Raw genomic sequence first — 25,842 nt, forward strand, 5'->3', positions numbered from 1 at the left:
CCTCTTCGGTTCGGTACTGCCTGTGCCGAGATATACGAGCAGTGCTGTGGCAGCAGTTCATGACGCTGAGCAAGCGTTCCTTAAAGTTTCTTTAAAGACTCCCGGGGCGTACAGCCGCCAGCATCGTCGCGCCCACGTCCGCGGGCGCCGGGCTGCGGGTCGGCATGGAGCAGCTCGGCAGCGGATACGGGGTCCTCTGGTCACCGATCAGTAATACGCTCGCCGATACGCCGGAGAACATGCTGAGCGTCGTTTTCGCCCTCAGCTGCACCGGGGGTGGAGCAGTGAGCTTCACGGTCGACGCCGGTGGCGCACGGAAACAACCGGCGCAGGCGCATTCCTGTGACGGATCGGTGGCTCAGCAGAGTATCGCGCCGGCGAAGCACGGCCCGGTCAGCTTCTCCGCCGAGGTCACCGGATCCCTCGCCGGTAGCTTCGCGTACGCCTACTACGTGGAGAAGACGCAAAGCTGAGACACGGGAGCGCGGCCGCTTCCGGCCGCCCCGCCGCGGTGGGCGGCGGGGCGCTGCCGTGCCTGACCTCCCCGGTGGTTCACCGATCCTCGGACACTTCCGCGGCCGGCGGGTTCAATATCATCTGCGGGCCGGTGCCGCGGCTGGCCAGCCGGTCGCGCGGGTTGATCAGGCTGCAGCGTTGCAGGGACAGGCAGCCGCAGCCGATGCAGCCGGTGAGCTGGTCGCGCAACCGTTCCATCATCGCGATCCGCTCGTCGAGGCGGTGCCGCCAGCGGCTGGACAGCCGGGACCAGTCCGCCCTGGTGGGTGTCCGGTTCTCCGGCAGCTCGGCGAGCGCCTCGCGGATCTCCTCCAGCGACACCCCGACCTGCTGAGCGATCTTGATGAAGGCGATCCGGCGCAGGTCGGCGCGTTCGTACCGCCGCTGGTTGCCGCCGGTGCGGGCGGCGTGCAGCAGCCCCTCCCGCTCGTAGTAGCGCAGCGCGGACGGGGCCACCCCGCTTCGGGCGGCCATGTCGCCGATGGTGAGGGTCTCCACAACCATCCCCTTGAGTTGAAGTGAACTTCAAGTTGCAGCCTATCCGACATGACCGTCACGACGCTGCGTCGCCTCACCGGTGACGAGAAACACGCGCCCAGCGCACACTCCACACTGGATGTGATCCGGGTGCTCTACGAGCGGATCCTGCGGATCACCCCGGAGACCGCCGACGCGCCGGACCGTGACCGGTTCCTGCTCTCCAAGGGGCACGGGCCGGCCGCCTACTACGCGGTGCTGGCCGACCGCGGCTTCATTCCGCAGGAGTGGCTGGACCGGATGGGGCAGTGGCACAGCCGGCTCGGCACCCACCCCGACCGGGTGCTGATCCCCGGGGTCGAGATCGGCACCGGGTCCCTCGGGCACGGGCTGGGCCTGGCCGTGGGCACCGCGCTCGGGCTGCGCGCACAGGGCTTCTCCGAGACCCGGACGTATGTGCTGCTCGGCGACGCCGAGCTCGACGAGGGATCGAATCATGAGGCGATCGCGTACGCCGCGGCCGTGCACCTGCCGCTCACCGCGATCGTGATCGACAACCGGTCCGCCACGCACGGCTGGCCCGGTGGCATTCCGGCCCGCTTTCCGGGCTGGAGCGTCTCGCTGGTCGACGGGCACGACCACGACGAGATCGAACAGGGCCTGCGGGTCCGATCCGGGCGGCCGCACCTGGTCGTCGCCAGCCTCGAGGCCAAGGGGAGCTGAACGTCATGCGGGACACCTTCGTGGCCACCACCACCGCGCTGCTGGACGAGGATCCGCGGACCGCGCTGGTGCTCGCCGACATCTCCGCCGACGCGTTCGCGCCCGCGCTGCGCCGGCACCCGGACCGGGCGCTCAACGTCGGTATCCGGGAACAGCTGATGGTCGGGGTGGGCGGCGGGCTGGCGCTCACCGGCATGCGGCCGTACCTGCACTCGTACGCGCCGTTCCTGATCGACCGGGCCTACGAGCAGATCAAGCTGGATCTCGGGCACCAGGACACCGGGGCGGTGCTGGTCAGCATCGGCGGGTCGTACGACGCGGCGGCCGCCGGATACACCCACCAGTCCCCCGGTGACGTGGCGCTGCTCGACACCCTGGACGGCTGGACCGTGCAGGTGCCGGGGCATCGCGACGAGGTGCCGGCGATGCTGCGCGCGGCGGCCCGGCACGACGACCGGGTCTACATCCGGCTGGGACTGCAGGAGAACGCCCGCGCCCACCCGGACGCCGGGCGGCTGCGGGTGGTCAAGCGGGGCGGGCCGCTGGTGCTGGCGGTCGGACCGATGCTCGACCCGGTGCTGGCGGCGACCCGGGATCTGGACGTCACGGTGGCGTACACCAACACACCTCGCCCGCTGGACGTGGAGGGCCTGCGGTCGCTGGCCGAGGGCGAGGTGGTGGTGGTCGAGCCCTACCTGGCCGGCACGTCCGCGCGGCTGGTCAGCGAGGCGCTGAGCGGGATCCCGCACCGGGCCCTGCACCTGGGCGCGGGGCGGGCCGAGATCCGTGATTACGGAACGTGGCAGGACCACGCCCGGGAGCACGGCCTCGACGCGGCCGGGCTGCGGACGTCGATCACGGCGTTTCTAGGCCAGGAAGCGTTTCTAGGCCAGGAAGCGTTCCTAGGCTAGGAAGACGTCGCGCAGGACGCCCTCGAAGCGCCACACCGCCTCGGTGTTCGCGAACTTGATCCGGAACCGCTCGCGTACCCCGTCCACCGCGGTGGCGGCCATCTCCAGCGCCGGCCGGGTCAGGTCGGGGCGCCAGGTCACGTTGCTCAGGTGCCGCAGGTTGGCGTTCAGGTGCAGGCGCAGGCGGTGCAGCACCGGCGTCTTCTGGATCACCACCAGGCGGCGCCGGGTGAGCAGCAGCAGATGGTCACCGGCGAGCGGCGCCTCCGGCCGGGTGCAGTGGGTGACCAGGACCGCGCTGTCGTCGGCCTCGACGCAACGCTCCACGATCGGGAGGTGCCGGCTGGGGATGGCCACGCCGGCTTCGACGGTGGCGGGGAGGAACGTACACGAGATCACGTCCATGACATGTTTAACGCTGTGTGAACGCCGGAGGCAGCGGCCCGAGCTGGTGAATAAGGAATTACAGCGATCGTGGTGCCATAGTGTCCCCATGCAATGGCGCGTCCGGCCGGTCCTGCCGGTCCTCAAACTGGTCGGTGCGGTCGCCGTGGTGGCGCTGGCCGTCGCGTTCGCCGGGCGGGATCCGGTCCGCTGGACGCTCGCCGCGCTGATCGGCTGCGGGCTGGTCGGGTGGGCGCTGCGCGACGTGCTGGTCCCGGTCCGGCTCGCGGCCGACAGCGACGGGGTCACGGTGGTCACCGGGTTCGCCCGCCGGCGGCATCTGCGCTGGTCGGAGGTGGAGCGGCTGCGCGTCGACCGGACGGTCCGCCGCGGCCTGCGCAGCGAGCTGCTGGAGATCGACGCGGGCGACGCGATCTATCTGTTCAGCGCGCAGGAGCTGGGCGCGCTTCCCGAAGACGTACTGCTGACGTTGTCGGATCTCCGGGTCTAGGTGAGCTGCGTGGTGCGCCAGACGGCGAGGACCACCAGCGCCAGGAAGATCACCGACCATCCGATCGCCTGTTTCACCGTCCGGTGCGGCGGCGCCGGATAGACCAGGGCGATGGTGGCCAGCGCGCCGACCAGGAGACCGCCCAGGTGTCCCTCTTTGGAGATCCCCGCGATGGAGAACGTGAAGATCACGTTGACGACCAGCAGCGGTATCAGTGACCGGACGTCCAGGGCGAGCTTCCGGTTCACGATGATGATGCCGATGATCAGCCCGAAGACGGCGGTCGAGGCGCCGCCGGAAGGCTGATTCTGCGGGGTCAGCAGGTAACACGCCACGTTGCCGCCGAAGCCGGCGAGCAGGTAGAGCGCCAGGAAGCGGATCGGGCCCAGCCGGGCCTCCAGATAGCGGCCGAGCTGCAGCAGCACCATCATGTTGAGCAGCAGGTGCACGACGCCGTAGTGGACGAACATCGCGGTGAACAACCGATACCACTCGCCGTGCGCGACACCGTGCCACGCGCCGTCCGGATAGACCGCCAGGCCGATCACCTCGAGGGCGTCGGTGACCCGGGTGCCGGAGCCGCCCAGACCCATGAAACCGCCCGAGCCGGCGATCGACTTGAGCCCGCCGAAAGCCACCGACAGGACCATCACCAGGCAGTTGACCACCACCAGGCCGGTCACGGCGTAACCGGCGCGACCAGCGGCCGCGTCACCGCCGAAGGCGGTGAGCGCGCGCCGCTGACCACGACGTCCCTCTTTGACGCAGTCGGGGCACTGATGGCCGACCGTCGCCTCGTTCATGCACGAGGTGCAGATCGGTTTCTCGCACCGGCTGCATCGGAGCACGGTCTCCCGCGAAGGGTGCCGATAGCACACCGGCGACGTGGAAGGAGCCTCACTCATGGCACCAAAGGTACCGTGAGTGCTCAGGCGCGCTCGATCTCCACCCGCTCCACCACGACGTCCTCGCGCGGCCGGTCGCCCGGGCCGGTCGGGGTGTTCGCGATCGAGTCGACGACCTTGGCCGACTGCTCGTCCGCGACCTGGCCGAAGATGGTGTGCCGGCGGTTCAGGTGCGGGGTCGGCGCCACCGTGATGAAGAACTGCGAGCCGTTGGTGCCCGGCCCGGCGTTTGCCATGGCCAGCAGGTACGGCCGGTCGAAGGAGAGCTCCGGGTGGAACTCGTCACCGAACTGGAAGCCCGGGCCACCGCGGCCGGTGCCGGTCGGGTCACCCAGCTGGATCATGAAACCGGCGATCACCCGGTGCGAGATGGTGCCGTCGTAGTACGGCCCGTTGCCGGGCTGGCCGGTCCGCGGGTCGGTGTACGCCTTGGTGCCGTCGGCCAACTCCACGAAGTTCCGGACCGTCGCCGGAGCGTGGTCCGGGAACAGCTGGAGCCGGATCGGACCGTGGTTGGTGTGCAGGGTGGCGTAAATCGTCTCGGCCACGGGTACTCCCGTCTGTGTCGGATGGGAACAGTCTCGTCAGTTCGGATCCTGCCCCATGTGTCTGATCCGGCCGCGCGGGGGTACCCGAGAAGGCAACATGGGTCCGGAGAAACCACAGGAGGTGGGCACTGGTGTTCGCAACGATGCGCCGCAAGCGCCGGAGCGCGAAGATGCGTGGTGAGCTCGGTCAGAGCGTGGATCACTTGAAGCGCGCCGCTTCGATCGCCGCTCAGGAGACCACCGCGACGGTCGGACCCCGGCTCAACGCCGCGGTCGAGCGGGTTCAGCCGGCCGCCGACAAGGCGAAGGACGTCGCGACGCAGAGCTGGGACAGTGCTCTCGCGGCGCTGACTCCCCTGGTCGCGGCCGCTGCCGACAACGTGCGGCAGGCGGGCAGGACCGGCAAGAAGGTGTCCAAGCGCGAGCTCAAGGCGCAGCGCAAGCGCGCCGACAAGCTGCAGCGCAAGGCGGACAAGGCGCTCGGCCGCGAGAAGAGCGGCCGGGGCAGCAAGCTCGCCGGGTACGCGCTGCTGGGCACCGCCGTGGGCCTCGGCGCCGCGTGGTACGCCAAGCGTCGCAACCAGGCGCAGTGGGAGGAGTACGACGCCGCTCCCAACCCGGTGACCAGCACGGCCGCCGCCGACGACGCGGCGTTCGAGCCGCTGGAGCCGACGGTGTACACCACGTCGAACGGCACGGCGGCGAGCGTTGACAAGACCGGTAAGACCGGCCCGGCCAAGTGAGCCGATGCCGACCGGCCCGTTCCCGACCCGGGAGCGGGCCGGTCGGCGTTGCCGTCAGCAGCGGCCGGTGATCATCGCGTAGGCGGCCAGGCCACCGGCCGTGAGCGCGGCGATCATCACGCCGGTGAGCAGCGACGGGACCGGCAGGCGCAGCCATCGCCGGCGGGGCGGATCGCCGTCGTGCCCGGCCACCGCGTCCACCAGTCGGTGATGATGAATATCCCCCACGGATGGGAGTCTAGAGCCAGCCGTTGCGCCGGAAGGCCCGGTAGAGGATCACCGTGATCACCGCGAGCAGCGCCATCAGCCCCGGATACCCGTACCGCCAATGGGTTTCCGGCATGTATTTGAAGTTCATCCCGTAGACGCCGGCCGCCGCGGTCCACACGGTGGCGATACCGGCCCAGGCGGCGATCTTGCGCATGTCGTCGTTCTGGTCGACGGAGAGCTGCGCGAGCCGGGCCTGCAGAATCGAGTTGAGCAGGTCGTCGTAGGAGGAGACCTGCTCGACGGTACGCGTGAGGTGGTCCTGCACGTCCCGGAAGTACCGCCGGATCTCCTTGGGCACCACGCCCTGGCTGGCGATGATCCCGGCCAGCGGGCGCTGCAGCGGCACCACCGCCCGGCGGAACTCCACCAGTTCCCGCTTCAGCTGGTAGACCTGCTGGATCGGGGCGCTACGGTCGCGCGAGAAGACACCCTCCTCGATCAGGTCCAGGTCCGCCTCGACCTGCTCGGCCACCTCCAGGTAGTGGTCGACCACCCGGTCGGTGACCGCGTAGGCGACCGCCCATGGACCCTGCTGCAACAGGTTCGCCCGCTGTTTCTCCAGGTCGGCCCGGACCGGCGACATCTCGGAGGCCTCGCCGTGCCGCACGGTGATGACGAACCGGTCGCCCACGAAGACCATCATCTGGCCGGTCTCCACCACCTGAGAGCTCTCGGTCAGCTCCTGGTGCGGCACGTACCGGGCGGTGCGCAGCACCAGGAAGTGCACGTCGTTGAACTGTTCCAGTTTGGGCCGCTGCTCGGCCTTGACCGCGTCCTCGACGCTCAGCTCGTGCAGGCCGTAGGTGCGCGCGATGCCGATCATCTCGCGCTCGGACGGCTGGTGCAGGCCCAGCCAGACGAACGCGTCGTCACGCCGGCGGACCTCGGCGAACGCCTCGTCCGGGGTGAACAGGCCGGGAATCCGCTCACCGGCCACATAGACACCGCAGTCGACGACCGCGGAGTCCTGGGCGTCCGCGTCGTCCGGATGCCGATGCGTCTCGTTGGCGCCGAGGATCCGATTCATCGCCCGGGCCGCCCAGGCCTTGGACAACGGCCGGTTGCGACTGAACGCACCGTTCTGTTCGCTCATGCCGACCTCCCCCGGGTTGCACCGACAAACCAACTGAGGCTACTTCGTCGGGCCGGCAGCAGGTACGGCCGGGCGGGCCGCCGCCGGGCGGCGGGGGGTCGGACAGCGGGGCCCACCCGGACGGACTGTCAGTGCCCCGATCCGTCCGGGTGGAAACCGCCGTTCTACCGGCCCCGGACCTCGTCGATCGCCTCGGCCAGGCGGCGGACACCCTCGTCGATCTGGTCGACGGTGACCGCGGAGTACGCCAGGCGCACCGAGTTGCGGCCGCCCTCCAGCAGGAAGTCGCTGCCCTTGACGATCGCGACGCCCTTCTTCATGGCGGCCGGGAACAGCTTCTCCACATCGATGTCGGCCGGCAGGTCCACCCAGAGGAAGTAGCCGCCGTCCGGCTCGGTGAAGGTGGCGCCCGGGATCCGGTCGCGGATCGCCTCGGCCAGCACCCGGGCCCGCTCGCCCAACGCCTCGCTGACCTTGCGGACCGACTTCTCGATGTCGCCGGAGACGCAGAACTGGTGCACGATCGCCTCGGAGACCATGCCCGGGGAGATGTACAGGTTGGTCGCCTTCTTCGCGATCGCGTCGATCAGCGCGGCCGGACCGACCAGGTAACCCACCCGGACACCCGGGCAGACCGTCTTGGTGAAGCTGGAGGCGTGCACCACCAGGTTGTTGGTGTCCAGCGACAGCATCGAGGGCAGCGGCTCGCCGCGGAACCGGATGTCCACGTACGGGTCGTCCTCGAAGATGATGAACTCGTACTGCTCGGCCAGGGCGAGCAGCGCCCGCCGCTTCTCCTCGGAGAGCGTGAGGCCGGCCGGGTTCTGGTAGTTCGGGATGATGTGCGCCAGCTTCGGGCGGACCCCGGACTCCAGCAGCGCGCGCAGCTCGTCGACGTCGATGCCGTCCGGCCGCAGCGTCACCTGGTGCACCTTGGCGCCCAGGTTCTGCAGGTTCAGCAGGGTGCGGTCGTACGTGGGCTTCTCCACGACCACGTCGTCGCCCGGCTGCACCAGGTGGCCGAAGAGGAACGCGTCGGCCTGCAGCGAACCGTTGGTCACGATGACCTGGTCCGGGGAGACGCCGTGCTTGTCGGCGATCCACCTGCGCAGCGGGAGGTAGCCGACGGACGTGCCGTACGCGGTGACCCCGGCCGGGTCGGCGTCGAAGGCGCGGGCGGCGGCGGCCTTCAGGCCCTCCACGTCGACGATGTCCAGCGACGGAGCGCCACGGGCGAACGAGATGAGCTGCTCAGCGGTCATGGTGCCAGCTTAGAAGCAGCGTCTGTCCCATTTCTTTACCTCCCCCGCTCGTTGACCACCCCGTAGCGAATTCCAGCTGGGCCGAAGGGGACCTCTCATGATCGGACTTGTGCTCGCCGCCGGCGCCGGGCGACGGCTGCGCCCGCACACCGACACACTGCCGAAAGCTCTCGTCCCGGTCGACGGCGACACCACGATCCTCGACATCACGCTGCGCAACCTGTCCGCGGCGGGGCTGCGCGAGGTGACGATCGTGGTCGGTTACCGCGCGGACACGATCGAGGAGCGGGTCGAGACCTTCGAGCGGCGGTACGGCGTGACCATCACCCTGGTGCACAACGACCGGGCCGAAGAGTGGAACAACGCGTACTCGTTGTGGCTGGCCAGGGACCACTTCGCGCGGGGCGCGCTGGTGATCAACGGGGACACCGTGCACCCGGTCGAGGTGGAACGGATCCTGCTCGCCGAGCGCGGCCCCAGCATCCTGCTCGCCGTCGACACCGTTAAGGAGTTGGCTGACGAAGAGATGAAGACGGTATTTGACCCGAACGGCCAACTGACGAGGATCACCAAACTGATGGATCCCTCCGAGGCGTACGGCGAGTACATCGGCGCCACCATCATCGAGGCCTCCGCCGCGGCGGCGCTGGCCGACGCACTGCGGGCGACCTGGGTGCGCGACCCGGGCCGGTTCTACGAGGACGGCTTCCAGGAGTACGCCGAGCGGGGCGGCGAGATCCGCGCGGCGGAGATCGGCAAGCTCGACTGGGTCGAGGTGGACAACCTCGACGACCTGGTCAAGGCCCGGGAGATCGCATGCCGCTGCTAGCCCGCAGCGTGCAGACCCCGCTGCACATCGAGGTGCGGCGGGGCGCGGTGGCCGACCTCGGCCGGATCCTCGCCGACGGGCGGATCTCGGCCGGCGGCGACGTCGCCATCGTCGTCGGGCCCGGCCTCGGCGAGCGGATCGTCGACCTGCTGCGGCCCACGCTGCGGTCGGCGACCGTGCACGTCACCGCCGGCGGCACCCTGGACGCCGCCCTGGAGCTGGCCGGCAAGCTGCGCGCCGGCAACTACGACGCGGTGGTGGGAATCGGCGGCGGCCGCACCGTGGACACCGCCAAGTACGCCGCCAGCCGCTGGGGGCTGCCGATGGTCTCGGTCGCCACCAGCCTGGCCAACGACGGTGTCGCCTCACCGGTGGCCAGCCTGGTCAACGACGGGATCAAGGGGTCGTACGGGGTGCACATCCCGTTCGGGGTGATCGTCGACCTGGACTTCGTCGAGACCGGCCCGGAGCGGGTGAACCGGGCCGGCATCGGCGACGTGATCAGCAACCTCAGCGCGCTGGCCGACTGGGAGCTGGGCCGGCAGGTGCGCGGCGAGCCGGTCGACGGGATCGCCGCGTCGCTGGCCCGGATGGGCGCCGAGGCGGTGCTGACCATGCCCGGCGACCTGAACGACGACGCGTTCGTCACGGTGCTCGCCGAGGCGCTGATCGCGAGCGGGCTGGCGATGGCGGTCTGTGGCAGCAGCCGGCCGTGCAGCGGTGGCTGCCACGAGATCATCCACGCGGCCGACGCGTTGTACCCGGGCACCGCGTCGCACGGCGAACTGGCCGGACTGGGCGCGCTGTTCTGCACGTTCCTGCGGGGCGACCGGCGGCGCTTCGGTCAGATGGCTGACTGCCTGGCCCGTCACCAACTTCCCCGATCACCGTACGACGTTGGTCTGACCGTGGAGCAGTTCGTCCAGGTCATCGACTTCGCTCCGCGGACCCGACCGGATCGCTACACCATTCTCGAACATCTGGCGCTGACGCCGGACGAGATACGTCAAAGGCTGGCCGAGTATGAAGACGCACTTGTATCCCGTTGAAACCCGCCAGCCCCGGCAGCCGACCGCGGCCGACTACTACGCGGTCAACCGTGGGGGCGGGCTGTTCAGCGAGGCGGTCAGCCAGCGGATCGGTTCCCGGATCGCGGTCTTCGCCTTCCGCCGCGACCTCAGCCCCACCCTGCTGACCATCGTCAACCTCAGCATCGGGCTGCTCACCTCGTTCGTGGTGATCAGCGCCGCCGAGGCGGTCGCCGACGGCCGGGTGTGGGGCTGGCTGGTCGGCGTGCTGGCGCTGGCCGGTTGGCAGCTGGCGTACGCGTTCGACTGTGCGGACGGGCAGCTCGCCCGGGTCACCGGGCGCAGCAGTTCGGCCGGCGGGCGCCTCGACGTGCTGTGTGACGTGGCGGTGCAGTCCGCCCTGGTCGCCTCGCTCGCGGCGACCGCCAAGGTGCAGGAGCCGGGCACCCCGGCGTGGCTGCTCTCGGCGTTCGCGGCGACCTGGATGGTCAACCTGGTGACCTCGGTGATGCAGGGCGGTGGCCAGGCGTCGAGCATGGTGACCAGCCGGTCGTTGCCGGTGCGGGCGGTGAAGCTGATCCGCGACTACGGGGCGGTGATCGCCGTGGCCGGGGCGGTGCTGGCCGCGGCGCCCCAGCTCACGGTCTGGTTCATCGGAGTCTTCACGCTGGTCAACGGCGGTTTTCTGGCGGCCAGCATCGCGTTCACCGGCCGCACCGCGCTGCACCTAGACGCGCACCGGGATGGCTGACGACGACCCGAGGACGGTGCCGTTCGCGGCCAGCGCCTCGGCCACCACGTACTCCGGGGTGCCCTGGACGGTCAGCGTGGTCTCGAAACCGGTCCGGGCCGCCTCCACTGTGGTGCTCAGCTCCTGCGGCTGACCGCCGGCCCGGGCCCGCCACCGGGCGATGCCGGTGTGCCCGTTCCAGCTCGCGGTGACGATCACGTTGCCGCCCTCGACCCGCAGCCCCAGCGCCGGTTGATCGTGCGGCGTGCCGGTCCACTCCGCCTTGTACGCCCGGTACGACTGGTTGTCCAGCGGCAGATGCCCGGCCAGCCGCACCGACCCGTCCGCGTTGTGCTCGGTGAAGTGCGGGTCCTGACCCCACCCGATGAACGAGCCGCCGTCGCCCAGTTCCCGGAAGTTGCCCTGGGTCGGCGCCGACACCCGGTCCGGGTGCACGTACTCCGCCATGAAGTTGATCTTTTTGGCGGCCTCGTCCACGGTGAACACCAGGCCGCGGGAGTAATCGCGCTCCTTGGTGATCCCGGCCCCGTTGTCGAAGACGCTGTAGCTGCCGTCCCGGCGCCGGCGGAAGTCGTGCTGCCAGTGGAAGGCGGCCCGCTCCTCGACCGCGAAATCGGACTTCTTGCCGCCGGCCCGCCAGAGCACCGCGCCCGTCTGCTTGTGGACCTTGTAGACGGTCCAGGTGTGCCGGGCGGAGAGCAGCAGATGCCCGTCCGCGTCCAGGCCCACCGAGTTGGGGTGCAGGTAGTCGTAGGGCAGATGCGCCGCATCACCCTGCGGCAGCGGCGCGTACGACTCGGCCAGCGTGACGTGTTCGCTGGCCCGCCACTGGAACAGCCGTTTGCCGGTGGCGATGTCGATCTCCTGGAGCACCCCGTCGTGCAGCACCCCGTCGGCCGGGCCACCGACCGGGGACAGGTCGTAGGCGATCGGGTCGTACACCCAGAACAGCGCGGTGTCCCGCGGGGTGATCACGAAGTCGTGCTGGTCGGCCTGCTCGGTGCCGGCCGCCCGGACCCGGGTGATCTCCCGGTACTGCTGATCGGCGATGACGAACTCACCCTGGCCGACACCCTGCCCGCCGGTTCCCCCGATGGTCCCCTCCCACCAGGTCAGCACCGGTTTGTCGCGATAGATCTGGGCCTTGAGATCGATCGCCACGGTGGCCGGGTCGGGCACCTTGCGGAACCACACCGGCGACCCGGTCTCGTCGACCATCAGCGGCCCCCACAGCCCGTGCCCGGAGGCCGGGGTGAGCAGGATGTAGCCGGGCACCGTCCGGTTCGCCGGAGTGGTGATCGTGACGTCCGGCAGGGCCTGCAAATCGGGCCGGGAGCGATACTTCGGGGCCGCCACCGGGGTCTTCTGCTCGGGGGCGGCCGGTGCGGCCGGGATGCGGCCGAGGGCGAATCCGGCTCCACCGGCGGCGACGGCCGCGGCGGAGCCGGCGAGGAGAGCACGACGGGAGATCACAGACGCGAGTCTTCCCCGATCGGCCGCGAACTACCTCGACATACGCTGGGAATCCGAAATCATGCCCGTGTAGATCTCGATCAAACGCCGGGTGAGCACATCCGGATGGAAGTGGACCAGATAGCGCTCGCGGGCCGCCACCGCCCGCCCGGCGGCCTCGGCCCGGGCTCGCGGCAGCACCGCGGCCAGCGCCGCCGGGTCCGGCTCGGCGAGCCAACCGGATTCCCCGATCAGGTACGGCACCCCGCCGACCGCCGTGCCGAGCACCGGCCGCCCCGCCGCCATCGCCTCCAGGATCACCGTCGGCAGCACGTCCTCCCAGGTCGGAACGGCCACCACGACCGACGCGGCGGTGCGCGCCGCGGTCATCCCGGCCCGATCCAGCGGGCCCAGGTAGGTGACGTCGGCACGCTCGGCGGCGGCCCGCTCGGCCAGCGGGCGCAGTTCGCCGTCACCGGCGATGCGCAGCGGGCCGAGTGAGCCGTCCGGATGCCGTCGCCAGGCGTCGAGCAGCAGGCCGAGGCCCTTCTCCGGGGAGAGCCGGGCGGCGTAGAGGAACCCGTCGCCGGGCGGGGCCGGGTCGCCTGGGTCGGGCAGGCCGTTCGGCTTGATCACGATGCGGTCGGCCGGGACGCCGTAGTCGTCCAGATGCGCGGCGATCTTGTCGGTCAGCGCGATGTAGCGGTCGACCGAGTGCCAGGTGGGACGGTGCACGGCCAGCGTGGTCGCCATGATCGCGCTCTGCGCCGCGGATCCGCGGTAGCACCTGTTTCTGATCGCCGGCCAGCCCAGCAGCTTGCCGCGACAGTCCTGGCAGTTGTGGCCGTCCCGGAAATACAGCCCCGAGGAGCAGACCTGGCGGTAGTTGTGCACGGTCTGGACGACCGGGATGCCGTGGGCGTGCGCGGTCCGGATCACTCTGGGCGATAAGAGCGGGTAAGGGTTATGGAGATGGAGCAAGTCCGGTTTTTCGGATTCGATCAGCGCGGCAAGATCGCGCTGAGCGGCCCCGCCCAGCATCGGGGCCATCGGCAGCAGCGCTTTCTGCCTGGCCGGCATCCCGGAGATCGAGTCGGAACTCCGCTGGAACGGCACCACGGCCACGCCGGCCGCGCGCAACTGCTCGATCTCGGTGTCGACGATGACGTTCTCCCCGGAGGGGATCGCCTCGCGATACCGGTTGTGTGCAACCACCACCTTCACGGTCGCAAACGCTACCGTGAGGGGGTGCCCGAACTCCCCGAGGTCGAGGCGCTCGCTGCTTACCTGCGGGAGCGTGCGGTCGGCCACTCCGTGCAGCGCCTCGAGGTCGCCTCGTTCAGCGCGCTGAAGACGTACGATCCGGCGCCCTCCGCCCTGACCGGCCTGCCGATCACCTCGGCCGGCCGGCACGGCAAGTTCCTGGACATCGGCATCGGCCTGGACGTGCACCTGGTCGTGCACCTGGCCCGGGCCGGCTGGCTGCACTACCGCGACACGTTCAAGTCGCCGGCCCCGCTCAAACCGGGCAGCGGGCCGATCGCGATCCGGCTGCGGCTCGACGACGGCTCCGGCTTCGACCTGACCGAGGCCGGCACCCAGAAGTCGCTCGCGGCCTACCTGGTCCGCGACCCGCAGACCGAGGTTCCGGGGGTGTCCCGGCTCGGCCCGGACGCGCTCGCGGTCACCCGCGACGAGTTCGCCCGGCTGATCCGGTCACGCAACGGCCAGGTCAAGGGCGTGCTCACCGATCAGGAGGTGCTCGCCGGGATCGGTAATGCGTACTCCGACGAGATCCTGCATGTGGCGAAGATGTCACCGTTCGCGTTGACCGGGAAGCTCACCGAGGAGCAGCTCACCACGTTGTACGAAGCGATGCGCGAAGTGGAGACCGACGCCGTGCAACGATCCGTCGGACAGAAGGCGGCCGAGCTCAAGGGCGAGAAACGGGCCGGCATGCGGGTGCACGCCCGGACCGGCCTGCCGTGCCCGGTTTGCGGCGACACCGTGCGCGAGGTCTCGTTCGCCGACAAGAGCCTGCAGTACTGCGCGACGTGCCAGACCGGCGGCAAACCGCTCGCCGACCGCCGCCTGTCCAAGTTGGTGCGGTGAGCACCGCCACTGATCGGTCACCGTCCGTATTGGTAAGGATTGGGACCCCAACGGCACCTTCTTTCGGGCCGATCCATCGGTATAGTGGCCCGGTCCCTGGACACCGTTGTGACGCGAACGGGTATCGGCGGACCCGCCGACGGCCCCGAGGTCGTGGCGGTGCGTAATCTTTTTCCGGATGCGGGAGGACGTAGGCGAAGTGACGACTAGCCTGCATCGCCCAACGACCGACAGCAGCCGGAGTAAGCCCGTGCGGTACGACAGCTTCGAGTGGCCGCAGCAGGATCAGCAGCCACCGAGCAACGGTGTCCCCCGATCGGCGTGGACCCGTCAGCACCGCCGAGTTTCCCGGTGGCATCGGCCCTACACCGCGGTCCTGATCGTTCTGGACCTGATCTCCACGCTCGGCGCCAGCTGGATCGCCTCGCTGCTGGAGAAATCGCAGAGTGGCTTCCAGGACAAGAGCTGGTGGTTCTTCTCCAACGGCGCGCTCTTCAACTTCTTCGCGTACCTGGTGCTCCCGCTCGGCTGGCTGCTCCTGCTCTGGACCAACGGCACGTACGACCGCCGTTACCTGGGCCTGGGCAGCGAGGAGTTCAAGCGGATCGTGCGCACCTCGGTCACCGTGGTGGCCGCCGTGTCGCTGCTCGCGTTCGCCACCAAGACCGCGCTCTCCCGCGGCACGGTCGCCGCGGTGTCGCTGAGCGCGCTCGCCTTCATCCTGATCGGCCGGGTCGGCGCCCGGCAGGTGCTGCACCTGGCCCGGCGCCGCACCGGGCACGGCGCGCACCGGATGATCCTGGTCGGCACGCTGCCCGAGGCGCTCGAGGTCTACACCGCGGTCACCCGCAGCCCGGCCGCCGGCCTGATCCCGGTCGCCATCCACATCACCGACGGCTACGCCGCGACCCGTGGCATCGAGACGCCGATCCCGGTCTACACCGGGCGGGACGTGCTCTCGCTGGTGCGCGAGGTCGGCGCGGACACCATCGCGGTGTGCGGCTCGGCCAGCGCCGAGCCCGGCGAGCTGCGCCGGCTGGCCTGGCAGCTGGAGGGCACCGGCGTCGACCTGGTGGTCGCGCCGCAGCTCACCGACATCGCCGGCCCCCGGGTGCACATCCGTCCGATCGAGGGCCTGCCGCTGCTGCACGTCGAGGAGCCGACTCTCTCCGGCCCCGGCTGGCTGATCAAGAACCTGCTCGACCGGGTCACCGCGGCCCTCGGGCTGCTGCTGATCAGCCCGATCCTGGGGATCATCGCGCTCGGCATCCGGCTCTCCGACCCCGGTCCGGTCTTCTTCCGGCAGACCCGGGTCGGGCACGACGGCCAGACGTTCAAGGTCTGGAAATTCCGGACCATGTACGTCGACGCCGAGGAGCGCAAGGCCACCCTCGAAGAGCTCAACGAGTCCGACGGCATGCTCTTCAAGATGAAGCACGACCCGCGGATCTTCGCCTTCGGGCAGAAACTGCGGGCCACCTCGCTCGACGAGCTGCCCCAGCTGATCAACGTGCTCAAGGGCGAGATGTCGCTGGTGGGCCCGCGGCCGCTGCCCGCCGACGACGGCGACTACCTCGGCGACGTACGCCGCCGGCTGCTGGTCCGCCCGGGCATCACCGGCCTGTGGCAGGTCTCCGGCCGCTCGGACCTCTCCTGGGACGAGGCGGTCCGGCTCGACCTCTACTACGTCGACAACTGGTCGCTGACCTACGACCTGAGCATCCTCTGGCGCACCATCGGCGTCGTCCTCAAGCGCAAGGGCGCCTACTGACATCTGTCGCTCGACTGGCCCGTGACCGTCCTGGTCACGGGTCATTTCGATTTTCTGGACAAAACTTCGGCGAAGGTGTCACCCGGATTCGCGCGGACCCGCGTCTACACAGGCGTCAGTCACTGAGCGGAAAGAAACCGGAGCACGCCATGCGCCTCACCAAGACCCACCTGATCATCGCGACCGCCGCCGTCGTCACCACCCTGCTGTCCGGCTGCCACGGGGGCAGCCGGACGCAGAGCCTCTCGACCGTGCCGGGCTCGGCCGTCGACACGGCCGTCGTGCCGACCGCCGCGGCAAGCGCCCCGGTGGCGGCCGCGGCGGTCGCGCCCCGGCTCGGCATCAGCTTCTTCGGCTGGGACCCCAAGCACGAGAACTATCTCTACGTGCACAACGGCCAGGCCAAGGTCGCGCTGAAGGGCTCCGAGGTCTACTACGGCAACACGGCGGTCGCCCCGGACGGCCACAGGATCGCCTGGGTCGCGGCGAAGGACCGAAGCCTCTGGGTCGCGAACGTGGACGGCACCGACCGCCGCCGGGCCGGCGCCCCGGTGAACGAGATGAACTACAGCATCGACTGGACCGCCGACGGCACCGGCCTGATCGCCACCCGCAACGCCGCGCCGAACCAGCCGATCGTGTACGGCACCGTGCGGATCGCCGACGGGAGTTTCACCGCGCTGCCCAAGTCGCTGCAGGGTGGCCTGCACTTCCGGATGACCCCGGACGGCAAGCACTACCTGTACATCGCCGACGGCGTCTCCTTCGCCTCCGCCGACCTGGACGGCACCCACATCGTCAAGACGCCGATCATCGGCGACCGCAGCCTGAAGAAGAACCCGAGGCACCTGCGCGCGGTCGACATCATCAGCTCCGACGCCACCGGCGACATGCTGGCCGTCAACACCTGGGACAGCTTCGAGTACGACCGGTCGGTCGGCTCGTCGCTGGCCAACACCCTGATCGGGCGGGCGACCGGCCGGGTGCTCGCGCTCCCGGTCAAGGGCGCGGTGGAGCAGATCCTGTTCCGGGCCGACGGCAACGTGCTGGTCCGCAGCAGGTCCGGCTCGACCTGGACGCTGACCCTGCTCTCGCCCGCCCGCAAGGTGCTGACCACCCGGACGGAATCGTCGCTCACCAGCGGGATCGGCCTGCTCGCCGTCGCCGGCTGACCCGCCCGGCCCCGGGCCGTCGTCCACTGTGGGCGGCGGCCCGTCTCGTCGCCCGTCCGCCGGCCGGTGCCCGGTTGTCCACAGGTCCGGAATCAGGCATGGCGCGACCGGCCCGGAGACGTCAGGATCTGAGCCGTGGCTGGGCAGATCGGGAGTGTGCTGGCGGTCGTCGCCGTGCTGGCGGCGCTGGCCGCCGCGGTGGTGGCCGTGCTCCGGCTGCGGGCCCGGCGCGGCATCGCGACCACCATGCAGCGGGCGACCTACGAGGTGCTGCACACCGCCTCGCTGGCCGCCGAGCCGCTGCGGGCCGGGCTGACCCCCGCCACCGCCGCCAAGGCGGCCCGCCACCTGCGCACCCTGATCGGCGCGGCCGGGCTCAGCATCGCCGACGACGAGCGCTGCCTGGCCCACGACGGCCGCGGCGGCCATCACACCGCCCAGCTGACCGCGGCCGCCCAGCGCGCCCTGAGCGCCCGGCGTTCGATCGTGCTCACCGCCGCCGAGCTGCCCTGCGACCGGGTCGACTGCGTGGTCCGTGGCGCCGTGGTGGCGCCCCTGCCCGGTCCGGACGGCGCGGCCGCCGCCGCCCTGGTCGCGGTCGCCGACGACCCGCCGGCGCCGGGCCTGGTCCAGGCCGCGCTGGAGGCCGCCCGGTGGGCCGGCTCGCAGCTGGCCCTGGCCGAGCTCGACTCGTCCCGGGAGCGGCTGGCCCGGGCCGAGGTGCGCGCGCTGCGGGCGCAGATCAGCCCACACTTCATCTACAACGCGCTCACCGCGATCGCCTCGTTCGTCCGCACCGATCCGGAGCGGGCCCGCGAGCTGATCCTGGAGTTCGCCGAGTTCACGCGATACTCGTTCCGCGCCCACGGCGAGTTCACCACCCTCGCCGAGGAGCTGCGTTCGATCGACCGCTATCTCACCATCGAACGCGCCCGGTTCGGCGACCGGCTGCAGGTGCGGTTGCAGATCGCGCCCGAGGTGCTGCCGGTCGGCCTGCCCTTCCTCTGCCTGCAGCCGCTGGTGGAGAACGCCGTCCGGCACGGCCTGTCCCGCAAACCCGGCGTCGGTATGGTGAGCATCGAGGCCCGGGACGCCGGCGCCGAGTGCCACATCACCGTCGAGGACGACGGCGTCGGGATGGATCCGACGGTCTTCGGGCAGGACAGCGCGGACAGCGAGGACGGCCAGCACGTCGGCCTGGTCAATGTGGACGAGCGCCTGCGGTCGGTGTTCGGCGATCATCACGGGCTGGTCGTCGAGACCGCCCCCGGCGCGGGGACGAGGGTGAGCATGCGGGTCCCGAAATTCCATCCGCAGGTGCGGGCATGAGCCTCGTCGTGCTGGCCGTCGACGACGAGCCGCCGGCCCTGGACGAGCTGGCCTACCTGCTGAACGCGGACGGCCGGGTGGCGCATGTGCACCGGGCCGGGGACGCGACCGAGGCGTTGCGGGTGCTGCGCGACACCGAGGTCGACGCGGTCTTCCTGGACATCCGGATGCCCGGGCTGGACGGCATGGAGCTGGCGCGCATCCTGCGCCGGTTCGCGCATCCGCCGGCGATCGTCTTCGTCACCGCCTACGACGACGGGGCGGTGGACGCGTTCGATCTGGGGGTCACCGACTACGTGCGGAAACCGGTGCGGGCCGAACGGCTCGGCGAGTCGCTGCGCCGGGTGGCCGGGCTACGGGCGGCGCCGGCCACGGCGGTCCCGGCCGACGAGGCGGCGATCCCGGTCGAGCTGGCCGGGACGACCCGGATGCTGCCGCGATCGTCGGTCCGGTGGGTGGAGGCACAGGGCGACTATGCGCGGCTGCACACCGCGGATGCCTCGCACCTGGTCCGGGTGTCGCTCGCGACGCTGGCCGAGCGATGGGCGAATGCCGGGTTCGTGCGGATCCACCGGTCGTTCCTGGTACAGCTGCGGCTGGTCACCGAGCTGCGGCTGACCGGTTCGGGCTATGTGGTGGCGGTCGGCGGGGTGGAGCTCCCGGTCAGCCGGCGGCACACCCGGGAGCTGAAAGACCGGCTCATCCGGGCGGCCAAGCATGATTGGGGGCGCTAATCCACACGCTTATCCACAGCCTCACAGGCTTATCCACTGAGTTATCCACAGGCTGGCGGGGGATAACCGCAAGCGCGGCTTAAGCGTCCGGGGAACCGTTCGAGGCCGGTTATCCACAGGTCAGCGGGGTGTCGGCCGGTCAGCGGGTGGGTGACGGCTGGATCTGAGGGGGCGGGCTGTCCGTTCCTGATCCCTGTCTGTGGCTCTTCTCCACAGTTCGTTCACAACTCCCCCGCCAGGCCTCCGCGATCGGTCAATAGGCTGCTGCCCACACGGCGCGGGCCGGTGGGTCACGGGGGCGCACCGGTCACGGCGCGACGTCCCTGGGTCCGGCGGCGACGCAGGGCGGTTCAGGCTCGCTTCGGATCGCGGCCCGGCTTGGGGCGCGGCCCGGCTTCGGCCACGGCGCGGCTTCGACCGCGGGTTGGATTGGGTCGCTGCCCGGCTTCGGCCCGGCTTGGCTCGCAGCCCGGCTTCGGTCGCGGCGCGGCTTCGGCCACGGCGCGGCTTCGGCCGCAGCCCGGCTTGGGTCGCGGCTCGGCTTGGGTCGCGGCTCGGCTTGGGTCGCGGCCCGGCTTGGGTCGCGGCCCGGCTTGGGTCGCGGCCCGGCTTGGGTCGCGGCCCGGCTTCGGCCGCAGCCCGGCTTGGGTCGGCGGTGGGTGCGGGGAATTTGTTCGGTGGAGGGGAGTCGGCGTGGAGACGATGACGGAGCGGCGGGTTCTGGTCGTCGAGGATGAGCGGGCCATCGCGGATGCGGTGGCCGCGCGGCTGCGCGCCGAGGGGTTTCTGGTGCAGGTGGTCGGGGACGGGCCCAGCGCGGTGGAGGCGGCTCGGCGGGTCCCGCCGGATGTGGTCGTGCTCGACGTGATGCTGCCCGGGTTCGACGGACTGGAGGTGTGCCGGCGGATCCAGGCCGAACGGCCGGTGCCGGTGCTGATGCTGACCGCCCGTGGGGACGAGACCGACCTGCTCGTCGGGCTCGCGGTGGGGGCCGACGACTACATGGCCAAGCCGTTCTCGATGCGCGAACTCGCCGCCCGGGTGCATGCGCTGCTCCGGCGGGTCGGCAAGACCGGAGCGGCCCGGGTGGCGGCGCCGGCCGGGCCGCCGACGCTGCGGCTCGGGGACCTGGAGATCAACCAGGCGGAGCGGCGGGTGCTTCGCGGCGGGGCTGAGGCGCATCTGACGCCGACCGAGTTCGACCTGCTCGTGCACCTCGCCCGGACCCCGCGGACGGTGCTGCCCCGGGAGCGGCTGCTGGCCGAGGTCTGGGGCTGGGCGGACGCGTCCGGCACGCGGACCGTCGACAGCCACATCAAAGGCCTGCGCCGTAAGCTGGGCGCCGACCTGATCCGCACCGTGCACGGGGTCGGCTACGCCCTGGACATCGAACGATGAGCACGCCTGCCAAACGCGGATCGCGCACCACGGATCGGGCGAGCAGCACGCGCGCCGCATCGGGATCACGGCCCACGGACCGGGCGAGCAGCACACCCGCCGCACCGGGATCACGGCCCACGGACCGGGCGAGCAGCACACCCGCCGCACCCGGATCACGGCCCGCCGATCGGGTGAGGAGCACGCGCGCCGGGTGCGGATCGCGGGTGGCGGCGCCGGCGATGGGGATGTGGCGGGTGGGGCGGTGAGGGCGCGGCTGATGCAGGCGGTGCACGATGTGGCGGCCCGGCTGTTCCGGTGGCTGCCCCGGCCGCTGGACCCGGTGCGGTCGATCAAGGCGAAGCTGTCGCTGGCGCTCGGTTTCGCCGGCGGGATCGGGCTGCTGGTCTTTCTGTGGAGCATCGACTTCTACCGGGTCGACGTGCTCTGGATCGCGATCGCCGCCGCGCTGGGGCTGGTCACGCTACAGGTGATGGCGCACGGAGCGACGATTCCGCTGCGCGAGATGACCGTCGCGGCACGGCAGATGGCGCGCGGTGACTACACGCACCGGATCCGGACCCGCTCCCAGGACGAGGTGGGCGAGCTGGCCCAGGCCTTCAACCAGATGGCCGCGGATCTGGCCGCCGCCGACCGGCAGCGGCGGGAGCTGATCGCCAACGTCTCGCACGAGCTGCGTACGCCGATCACCGCCCTGCGGGGCCTGCTGGAGAACATCGTCGACGGGGTGGCCGCCACCGACCCGGAAACCATGCGCACCGCCCTGTCGCAGACCGAACGCCTCAGCCGGCTGGTCGATGACCTGCTCGATCTGTCCCGTCTGGACGCCGGCGTGGTCCCGCTGCGCCGCGAGCTGATCAGCGTTCCGGAGTTCCTCGACGAGGTGGTCCGGGAGGCGAAGGTGAACGCGGACGGGATCGGCCAGGATGTCCGGTTCTCGGTCGCCGCCCCGGCTCTGGTGCTGCCCGGCGACCGGGCACGGCTGCACCAGGTATTCGCCAACCTGCTGGACAACGCGGCCCGGCACAGTCCGGCCGGTGGCCTGGTCACGCTGCGCGCCGAACGCCGGGACGGGCAGGTGCTGCTGGCGGTCACCGACGAGGGTGACGGCATCCCGGTGGCCGAGCGGGAACGGGTTTTCGAACGCTTCACCCGGGGTGAGCGCCCGGCCGGTGGCGGCACCGGGCTGGGCTTGGCCATCGCCCGCTGGGTGGTGCAACTGCACGACGGGACGATCGCCGCGGTCGAGCCGGCCGACCGGCGCGGCGCCCAGATCCAGGTTCGCCTCCCCCTCTAAGGAGAAAACGCCATGTCCACGGCACCCCCAGCGCTACCGACGGTACAAAACCTGACAAAAGGTCCGCTTCACGGGCCGTGGCCGGACACTCGGCTGTTCCGCCGCCGCCTGCCGGGTCCCGCCGGTCCGGCTGCTCCGGGCACCATCCTGGCGATCGTCGCCGGGGTCGCGGTCACCGCGCTCACCCTGCCGCTGGGCGTCACCGGCGTCGGCTGGCTGATCACCGCGGTCGCCTGGCTGGCCGTCCTGCTCACCGCCCGCCCGACCGCCGGGCCGGCCTTCCCACCGGTGCCCGCGGCCGGCGCACCGCGGCTCGGCGCCCGCCTCCCGTGGGCCGCCGCCACGATCGGCCTGCTGAGCGTGGGCACGTTCCGCTCGGCCGGCTGGCTCTTCGCCCTCTGCGTGGGCACCGCGACACTGACCTTCGCCCTGGCGATCGGCGCCGGTCGGTCGATGCGGGCGGTGCTCACGACGTACACGCTCGGGCCGGTCGCGGTGTTGCGGGCCGGGCCCTGGCTGGTCCGCGGTCTGGCGCGGGTGCGCCGGCCGCGGGGCGCCGCGCCGTTCCGGATCGCCGCGACCGCCGCGGTCTCCGTCCTGCTGCTGGTCGTTTTCGGTCTGCTGTTCGCCTCGGCCGACGCCACCTTCGCGTCGGTGATCAGCGCGGTGCTCCCGGAGGTGAGCCTGGACGGCGTGGCGCGCTGGATCTTCCTGGCCGGGCTGTCCGCGCCGCTGCTGAGCGGCGTCGCCTACATGTGGATCGCCCCGCCCCGGCTTACCGATCTCGACCACACCGAGGGGATGAGGGTCGGCCGGCTCGAGGCGGCCGTGCCGCTGGGCCTGCTCACCCTGCTCTTCGCGGCGTTCGTCGCGGTGCAGCTGACCGTGCTGTTCGGCGGCGACCGGCACGTGCGGACCACGGCCGGCCTGACCTACGCCGCGTATGCCCGGGGTGGCTTCTGGCAGCTCTGCATCGTCACCGGGCTGACCCTGCTGGTGCTGGCCGGCGCCGCCCGCTGGGCGCCCCGGGAGGCGCCCGGCGACCGGGCCGTGTTCCGCGCCGTGCTCGGCTCGCTCACGCTGCTCACCCTGGTCATCGTCGCTTCGGCGCTGTTCCGGATGCAGGTGTACATCGACACGTACGGCCTGACCCGGCTCCGCCTGCTGGTCGCCTGCTGTGAGGGGTGGTTCGGGGTGATCCTGCTGTTGGTGCTGCTGGCCGGGACGCGCACCCGGGCGCCGTGGCTGCCCCGGGCGGCGATCGCGGCCGGCGTGCTGGCGCTGATCGGGCTGGCGGCGGCGAACCCGGACCTGATGATCGCCCGCAACCAGATGCACCGGTCGCCGGACCGGGTGGACGCCGGTTACCTGTCCGGGCTGTCGCCGGACGCGGTGCCCGCGCTGACCGGTGTGGACGGTCCGCAACGGGTCTGCGTGCTCTACCGGATCAGGATGACCATGCCGGATGACCGGTGGTACGAGTGGAACTACGGCCGGGCGGCCGCCCGGGACATCATCGGACAGCTGCCACCCATGGCTCATGATCGATGCGGCGCCTATTGACATTCCGCCGGGGGCGGCAAGACTGCCGGACATGGCCGACGAATCGCCGCCCCCGCGCACCCGGGTGGTGCTGGGCGACGCCAGGCGCGCCGCCGACCCCTCCCGCACCGACCTGGCGCAGCAGACGCCGGTCGGTGAGGCCCTGGTCCGGGGCCTGGTCCGGGCCCAGCTGGCGCTCGCACTGCGGCTGTCGCTGGTGGTGGTGGCCGGCCTCGGCGCGCTGCCGCTGCTGTTCGCGGCCGCCCCGGCGGTCGGCCGGGTCGACGTCTTCGGCATGCGCCTGCCGTGGCTGGTCCTCGGCGTGTTGTCGTTCCCGTTCCTGGTGCTCGTCGGTGCGGCGTACGTGCACGGGGCGGAACGCAACGAGCAGGACTTCACCGCCGTGGTCCGGCGCCCCGGCCGATGAATCCGTACCTGGTCCCGGGCCTGGTCGTGGTCGTCCTGATGACCGTGGCGATCGGCGCGTACGGTCTGCGTTTCGCCCGCACCACCTCGGATTTCCTGGTCGCCTCGCGCAGTGTCAGCCCGAGTTGGAACGCCGCCGCGATCAGCGGGGAGTATCTGTCGGCCGCCTCCTTCCTCGGGGTGGCCGGCCTGGTCCTGCGGTACGGCGTCGAGGTGCTCTGGTATCCGGTCGGGTTCGCCGCCGGCTATCTGGCACTGCTGCTGTTCGTGGCCGCCCCGCTGCGCCGCTCGGGCGCGTTCACCCTGCCGGACTTCTGTGAGGTGCGGCTCTCGTCGACCCGGTTGCGCCGGCTGGCCACCGCGTTCGTGCTGTTCATCGGCTGTCTCTACCTGCTGCCGCAACTGCAGGGGGCGGGGCTGACGTTCGCCACGGTGACCGGCGGGTCGTACGCCTGGGGTGCGCTGTTGATCGGGGTGGTGGTCACCGGCAACGTGGCGTTCGGCGGGATGCGGGCGATCACCTTCGTGCAGGCTTTCCAGTACTGGCTGAAGCTCACCGCGCTGGCCGTGCCGATCATCTTCCTGATCTTCCAGTGGCAGGCGGACGGGCGTCCCTCGGTGACCCCGCCGGCCGGGGCGGTCTTCCCGGCCGCGGTCAGCGTGACGATCGAGCGGGACGCCGTGGTCGACGGGATCGGCCCGGTGACGGCGGGGCAGACGCTGCACTTCGCGGCCGGCGCCGCGGTGCCGGCGGTGAGCACGGTCGACGCGAAGTTCGGCGCGGACTGGCTGCAGCCCGGCGGGTCGCACCTGTTCAGCACGTATTCGCTGATCCTGGCGACGTTCCTGGGCACGATGGGGCTGCCGCACGTGCTGGTGCGTTTCTATACCAATCCGGACGGGGCGTCGGCGCGGCGGACCACCCTCGTCGTACTGGCGATGGTGGGTCTCTTCTATCTTCTGCCGACGTTGTACGGCGTGCTCGGCCGGATCTACACCCCGCAGCTGTTGATGACCGGGCACACCGATGCCGTGGTGCTGCTGCTGCCGGAGGCCGCACTGGGCGGCGGGCACCTGGGCCGGCTGCTGGGTGCCCTGGTCACCGCCGGGGCGCTGGCCGCCTTCCTGTCCACCTCGTCGGGGCTGCTGACCAGCGTGGCCGGGGTGATCTTCACGGATGTGCTGCGGCCCGGGCGGTCCGGCTCGGTGCGCGACTTCCGGCTGGCGACGCTGCTGGCCGCGGTGGTGCCGATCGGGATGGCGACGGTCGTGTCCGACATGGACGTCTCGCGGGTGGTCGGGCTGGCCTTCGCGGTGGCCGCGTCGAGTTTCTGCCCGCTGCTGGTGCTGGGGATCTGGTGGCGCCGGCTGACCGACGCCGGGGCGATCGCCGGGATCCTCATCGGCGGTGGCGCGGCGGTGGTGGCGGTCTTCGTCACCGTGTTCGGCGCCGATCTGCCGAGTGGGCTGGCCGAGTTCATCGGGCAGCCGGCCGCCTGGACGGTGCCGCTGGCCTTCCTGGTGATGGTGGTGGTGTCGCTGCTGACCGGCCGCCGGGTGCCGGCCGATGTCGGTGCGACGATGCTGCGGCTGCACGCCCCCGAGTCGCTGCGATCATGAATTAAGGATCTTTAAGGTACGGTCCCCGGCCGCCGATG

Annotated in this window: 27 protein-coding genes; 18 read left to right on the forward strand and 9 right to left on the reverse strand. The window is 71.0% G+C overall.

All coding sequences use genetic code 11. The features are described from left to right. The first annotated feature begins 164 nt into the window (after positions 1-164). Positions 165-473, forward strand: a complete 309-nt coding sequence (locus tag ACSP50_RS42885) for a hypothetical protein (RefSeq protein ID WP_014695191.1) — start codon at positions 165-167, stop codon at positions 471-473. Positions 474-552: 79 nt separating this feature from the next. On the opposite strand, the gene soxR is transcribed toward ACSP50_RS42885, so the two are convergent. Continuing rightward, entirely contained in the window at positions 553-1,020 is a 468-nt protein-coding gene (soxR, locus tag ACSP50_RS40795; RefSeq protein ID WP_014695192.1) for a redox-sensitive transcriptional activator SoxR, read from the reverse strand. Positions 1,021-1,062: 42 nt separating this feature from the next. Here soxR and ACSP50_RS40800 point away from each other — a divergent pair, with 42 nt between their 5' ends. Beyond that, positions 1,063-1,716, forward strand: coding sequence for a transketolase (locus tag ACSP50_RS40800; protein WP_014695193.1), 654 nt, complete (start codon positions 1,063-1,065; stop codon positions 1,714-1,716). A 5-nt stretch (positions 1,717-1,721) separates the two neighbouring features. Beyond that, a complete protein-coding gene (locus ACSP50_RS40805; RefSeq protein WP_014695194.1) occupies positions 1,722-2,627 on the forward strand; it encodes a transketolase family protein in 906 nt (301 codons plus the stop codon). Here the strand turns inward: ACSP50_RS40805 and ACSP50_RS40810 are convergent. Further along, positions 2,619-3,032 carry a hypothetical protein gene (locus tag ACSP50_RS40810; protein WP_014695195.1) on the reverse strand — a complete coding sequence of 138 codons (414 nt, stop codon included), beginning with the start codon at positions 3,030-3,032 and terminating at the stop codon, positions 2,619-2,621. The two genes, ACSP50_RS40805 and ACSP50_RS40810, sit on opposite strands and share 9 nt — an antisense overlap. 88 nt (positions 3,033-3,120) lie before the next feature. Between ACSP50_RS40810 and ACSP50_RS40815 the strand changes: the two genes are divergently transcribed. Continuing rightward, positions 3,121-3,522 (forward strand): PH domain-containing protein, encoded by a 402-nt coding sequence (locus ACSP50_RS40815; protein ID WP_014695196.1) that lies wholly within the window; start codon positions 3,121-3,123, stop codon positions 3,520-3,522. On the opposite strand, the gene ACSP50_RS40820 is transcribed toward ACSP50_RS40815, so the two are convergent. Continuing rightward, on the reverse strand, positions 3,519-4,427 hold the full coding sequence (locus ACSP50_RS40820) for a rhomboid family intramembrane serine protease (protein ID WP_043513178.1): 909 nt from the start codon (positions 4,425-4,427) through the stop codon (positions 3,519-3,521). The two genes, ACSP50_RS40815 and ACSP50_RS40820, sit on opposite strands and share 4 nt — an antisense overlap. Before the next feature lie 23 nt (positions 4,428-4,450). After that, positions 4,451-4,975, reverse strand: coding sequence for a peptidylprolyl isomerase (locus ACSP50_RS40825; RefSeq protein ID WP_014695198.1), 525 nt, complete (start codon positions 4,973-4,975; stop codon positions 4,451-4,453). A gap of 194 nt (positions 4,976-5,169) precedes the next feature. Between ACSP50_RS40825 and ACSP50_RS40830 the strand changes: the two genes are divergently transcribed. Further along, positions 5,170-5,718 carry a hypothetical protein gene (locus ACSP50_RS40830; RefSeq protein ID WP_231956819.1) on the forward strand — a complete coding sequence of 183 codons (549 nt, stop codon included), beginning with the start codon at positions 5,170-5,172 and terminating at the stop codon, positions 5,716-5,718. A 54-nt stretch (positions 5,719-5,772) separates the two neighbouring features. Here the strand turns inward: ACSP50_RS40830 and ACSP50_RS42890 are convergent, their stop codons facing one another. The 3 genes from ACSP50_RS42890 to ACSP50_RS40840 form a co-directional block, all read right to left on the reverse strand. Further along, positions 5,773-5,946 carry a hypothetical protein gene (locus ACSP50_RS42890; RefSeq protein WP_155123731.1) on the reverse strand — a complete coding sequence of 58 codons (174 nt, stop codon included), beginning with the start codon at positions 5,944-5,946 and terminating at the stop codon, positions 5,773-5,775. A 10-nt stretch (positions 5,947-5,956) separates the two neighbouring features. Beyond that, positions 5,957-7,081 carry a magnesium/cobalt transporter CorA gene (gene corA, locus ACSP50_RS40835; RefSeq protein ID WP_014695201.1) on the reverse strand — a complete coding sequence of 375 codons (1,125 nt, stop codon included), beginning with the start codon at positions 7,079-7,081 and terminating at the stop codon, positions 5,957-5,959. Positions 7,082-7,245: 164 nt separating this feature from the next. Next, positions 7,246-8,343 (reverse strand): PLP-dependent aminotransferase family protein, encoded by a 1,098-nt coding sequence (locus ACSP50_RS40840; RefSeq protein ID WP_014695202.1) that lies wholly within the window; start codon positions 8,341-8,343, stop codon positions 7,246-7,248. Between the two features lie 97 nt (positions 8,344-8,440). On the opposite strand from ACSP50_RS40840, the gene ACSP50_RS40845 reads away from it, so the two are divergent. Genes ACSP50_RS40845 through ACSP50_RS40855 form a run of 3 tightly spaced genes read left to right on the forward strand, consistent with a single transcriptional unit; the run spans position 8,441 to position 10,951 of the window. Continuing rightward, the gene (locus ACSP50_RS40845; protein WP_014695203.1) at positions 8,441-9,172 is read left to right on the forward strand and encodes a sugar phosphate nucleotidyltransferase; all 732 of its coding nucleotides are present in this window, start codon (positions 8,441-8,443) and stop codon (positions 9,170-9,172) included. Further along, positions 9,160-10,221: an iron-containing alcohol dehydrogenase family protein gene (locus ACSP50_RS40850; protein ID WP_014695204.1), complete on the forward strand. Its 1,062-nt coding sequence runs from the start codon at positions 9,160-9,162 to the stop codon at positions 10,219-10,221. The genes ACSP50_RS40845 and ACSP50_RS40850 overlap by 13 nt, the downstream gene beginning before the upstream one ends. Then, on the forward strand, positions 10,196-10,951 hold the full coding sequence (locus ACSP50_RS40855; protein WP_014695205.1) for a CDP-alcohol phosphatidyltransferase family protein: 756 nt from the start codon (positions 10,196-10,198) through the stop codon (positions 10,949-10,951). Before ACSP50_RS40850 ends, ACSP50_RS40855 begins: the two co-directional genes overlap by 26 nt. Here the strand turns inward: ACSP50_RS40855 and ACSP50_RS40860 are convergent. Beyond that, positions 10,928-12,424: an arylsulfotransferase family protein gene (locus tag ACSP50_RS40860; RefSeq protein WP_014695206.1), complete on the reverse strand. Its 1,497-nt coding sequence runs from the start codon at positions 12,422-12,424 to the stop codon at positions 10,928-10,930. The genes ACSP50_RS40855 and ACSP50_RS40860 overlap by 24 nt on opposite strands. 30 nt (positions 12,425-12,454) lie before the next feature. Then, entirely contained in the window at positions 12,455-13,627 is a 1,173-nt protein-coding gene (locus ACSP50_RS40865; RefSeq protein WP_043513182.1) for a glycosyltransferase family 4 protein, read from the reverse strand. Positions 13,628-13,651: 24 nt separating this feature from the next. On the opposite strand from ACSP50_RS40865, the gene ACSP50_RS40870 reads away from it, so the two are divergent. The 10 genes from ACSP50_RS40870 (at position 13,652) to ACSP50_RS40915 (ending at position 25,804) form a co-directional block, all read left to right on the forward strand. After that, on the forward strand, positions 13,652-14,515 hold the full coding sequence (locus ACSP50_RS40870) for an Fpg/Nei family DNA glycosylase (protein ID WP_043513185.1): 864 nt from the start codon (positions 13,652-13,654) through the stop codon (positions 14,513-14,515). Between the two features lie 178 nt (positions 14,516-14,693). Then, positions 14,694-16,286, forward strand: coding sequence for a sugar transferase (locus ACSP50_RS40875; RefSeq protein WP_043513186.1), 1,593 nt, complete (start codon positions 14,694-14,696; stop codon positions 16,284-16,286). Between the two features lie 149 nt (positions 16,287-16,435). Then, a complete protein-coding gene (locus ACSP50_RS40880) occupies positions 16,436-17,458 on the forward strand; it encodes a hypothetical protein (protein ID WP_014695210.1) in 1,023 nt (340 codons plus the stop codon). Between the two features lie 135 nt (positions 17,459-17,593). After that, positions 17,594-18,787, forward strand: coding sequence for a sensor histidine kinase (locus ACSP50_RS40885; RefSeq protein WP_014695211.1), 1,194 nt, complete (start codon positions 17,594-17,596; stop codon positions 18,785-18,787). Continuing rightward, the gene (locus tag ACSP50_RS40890; protein WP_014695212.1) at positions 18,784-19,521 is read left to right on the forward strand and encodes a LytTR family DNA-binding domain-containing protein; all 738 of its coding nucleotides are present in this window, start codon (positions 18,784-18,786) and stop codon (positions 19,519-19,521) included. The genes ACSP50_RS40885 and ACSP50_RS40890 overlap by 4 nt, the downstream gene beginning before the upstream one ends. 702 nt (positions 19,522-20,223) lie before the next feature. After that, complete coding sequence (locus tag ACSP50_RS40895) at positions 20,224-20,919, forward strand: response regulator transcription factor (RefSeq protein ID WP_043516470.1); 696 nt, start codon at positions 20,224-20,226, stop codon at positions 20,917-20,919. Between the two features lie 259 nt (positions 20,920-21,178). Continuing rightward, positions 21,179-22,216: an ATP-binding protein gene (locus tag ACSP50_RS40900; RefSeq protein WP_014695214.1), complete on the forward strand. Its 1,038-nt coding sequence runs from the start codon at positions 21,179-21,181 to the stop codon at positions 22,214-22,216. A gap of 12 nt (positions 22,217-22,228) precedes the next feature. Beyond that, a complete protein-coding gene (locus tag ACSP50_RS40905) occupies positions 22,229-23,779 on the forward strand; it encodes a DUF4153 domain-containing protein (protein WP_014695215.1) in 1,551 nt (516 codons plus the stop codon). A 31-nt stretch (positions 23,780-23,810) separates the two neighbouring features. Then, a complete protein-coding gene (locus ACSP50_RS40910; RefSeq protein ID WP_014695216.1) occupies positions 23,811-24,185 on the forward strand; it encodes a hypothetical protein in 375 nt (124 codons plus the stop codon). Further along, positions 24,182-25,804 (forward strand): cation acetate symporter, encoded by a 1,623-nt coding sequence (locus ACSP50_RS40915; RefSeq protein WP_014695217.1) that lies wholly within the window; start codon positions 24,182-24,184, stop codon positions 25,802-25,804. The genes ACSP50_RS40910 and ACSP50_RS40915 overlap by 4 nt, the downstream gene beginning before the upstream one ends. The last annotated feature ends 38 nt before the right edge of the window (positions 25,805-25,842 follow it).

The sequence above is a fragment of the Actinoplanes sp. SE50/110 genome (assembly GCF_900119315.1).
Classification (GTDB): Bacteria; Actinomycetota; Actinomycetes; order Mycobacteriales; family Micromonosporaceae; genus Actinoplanes.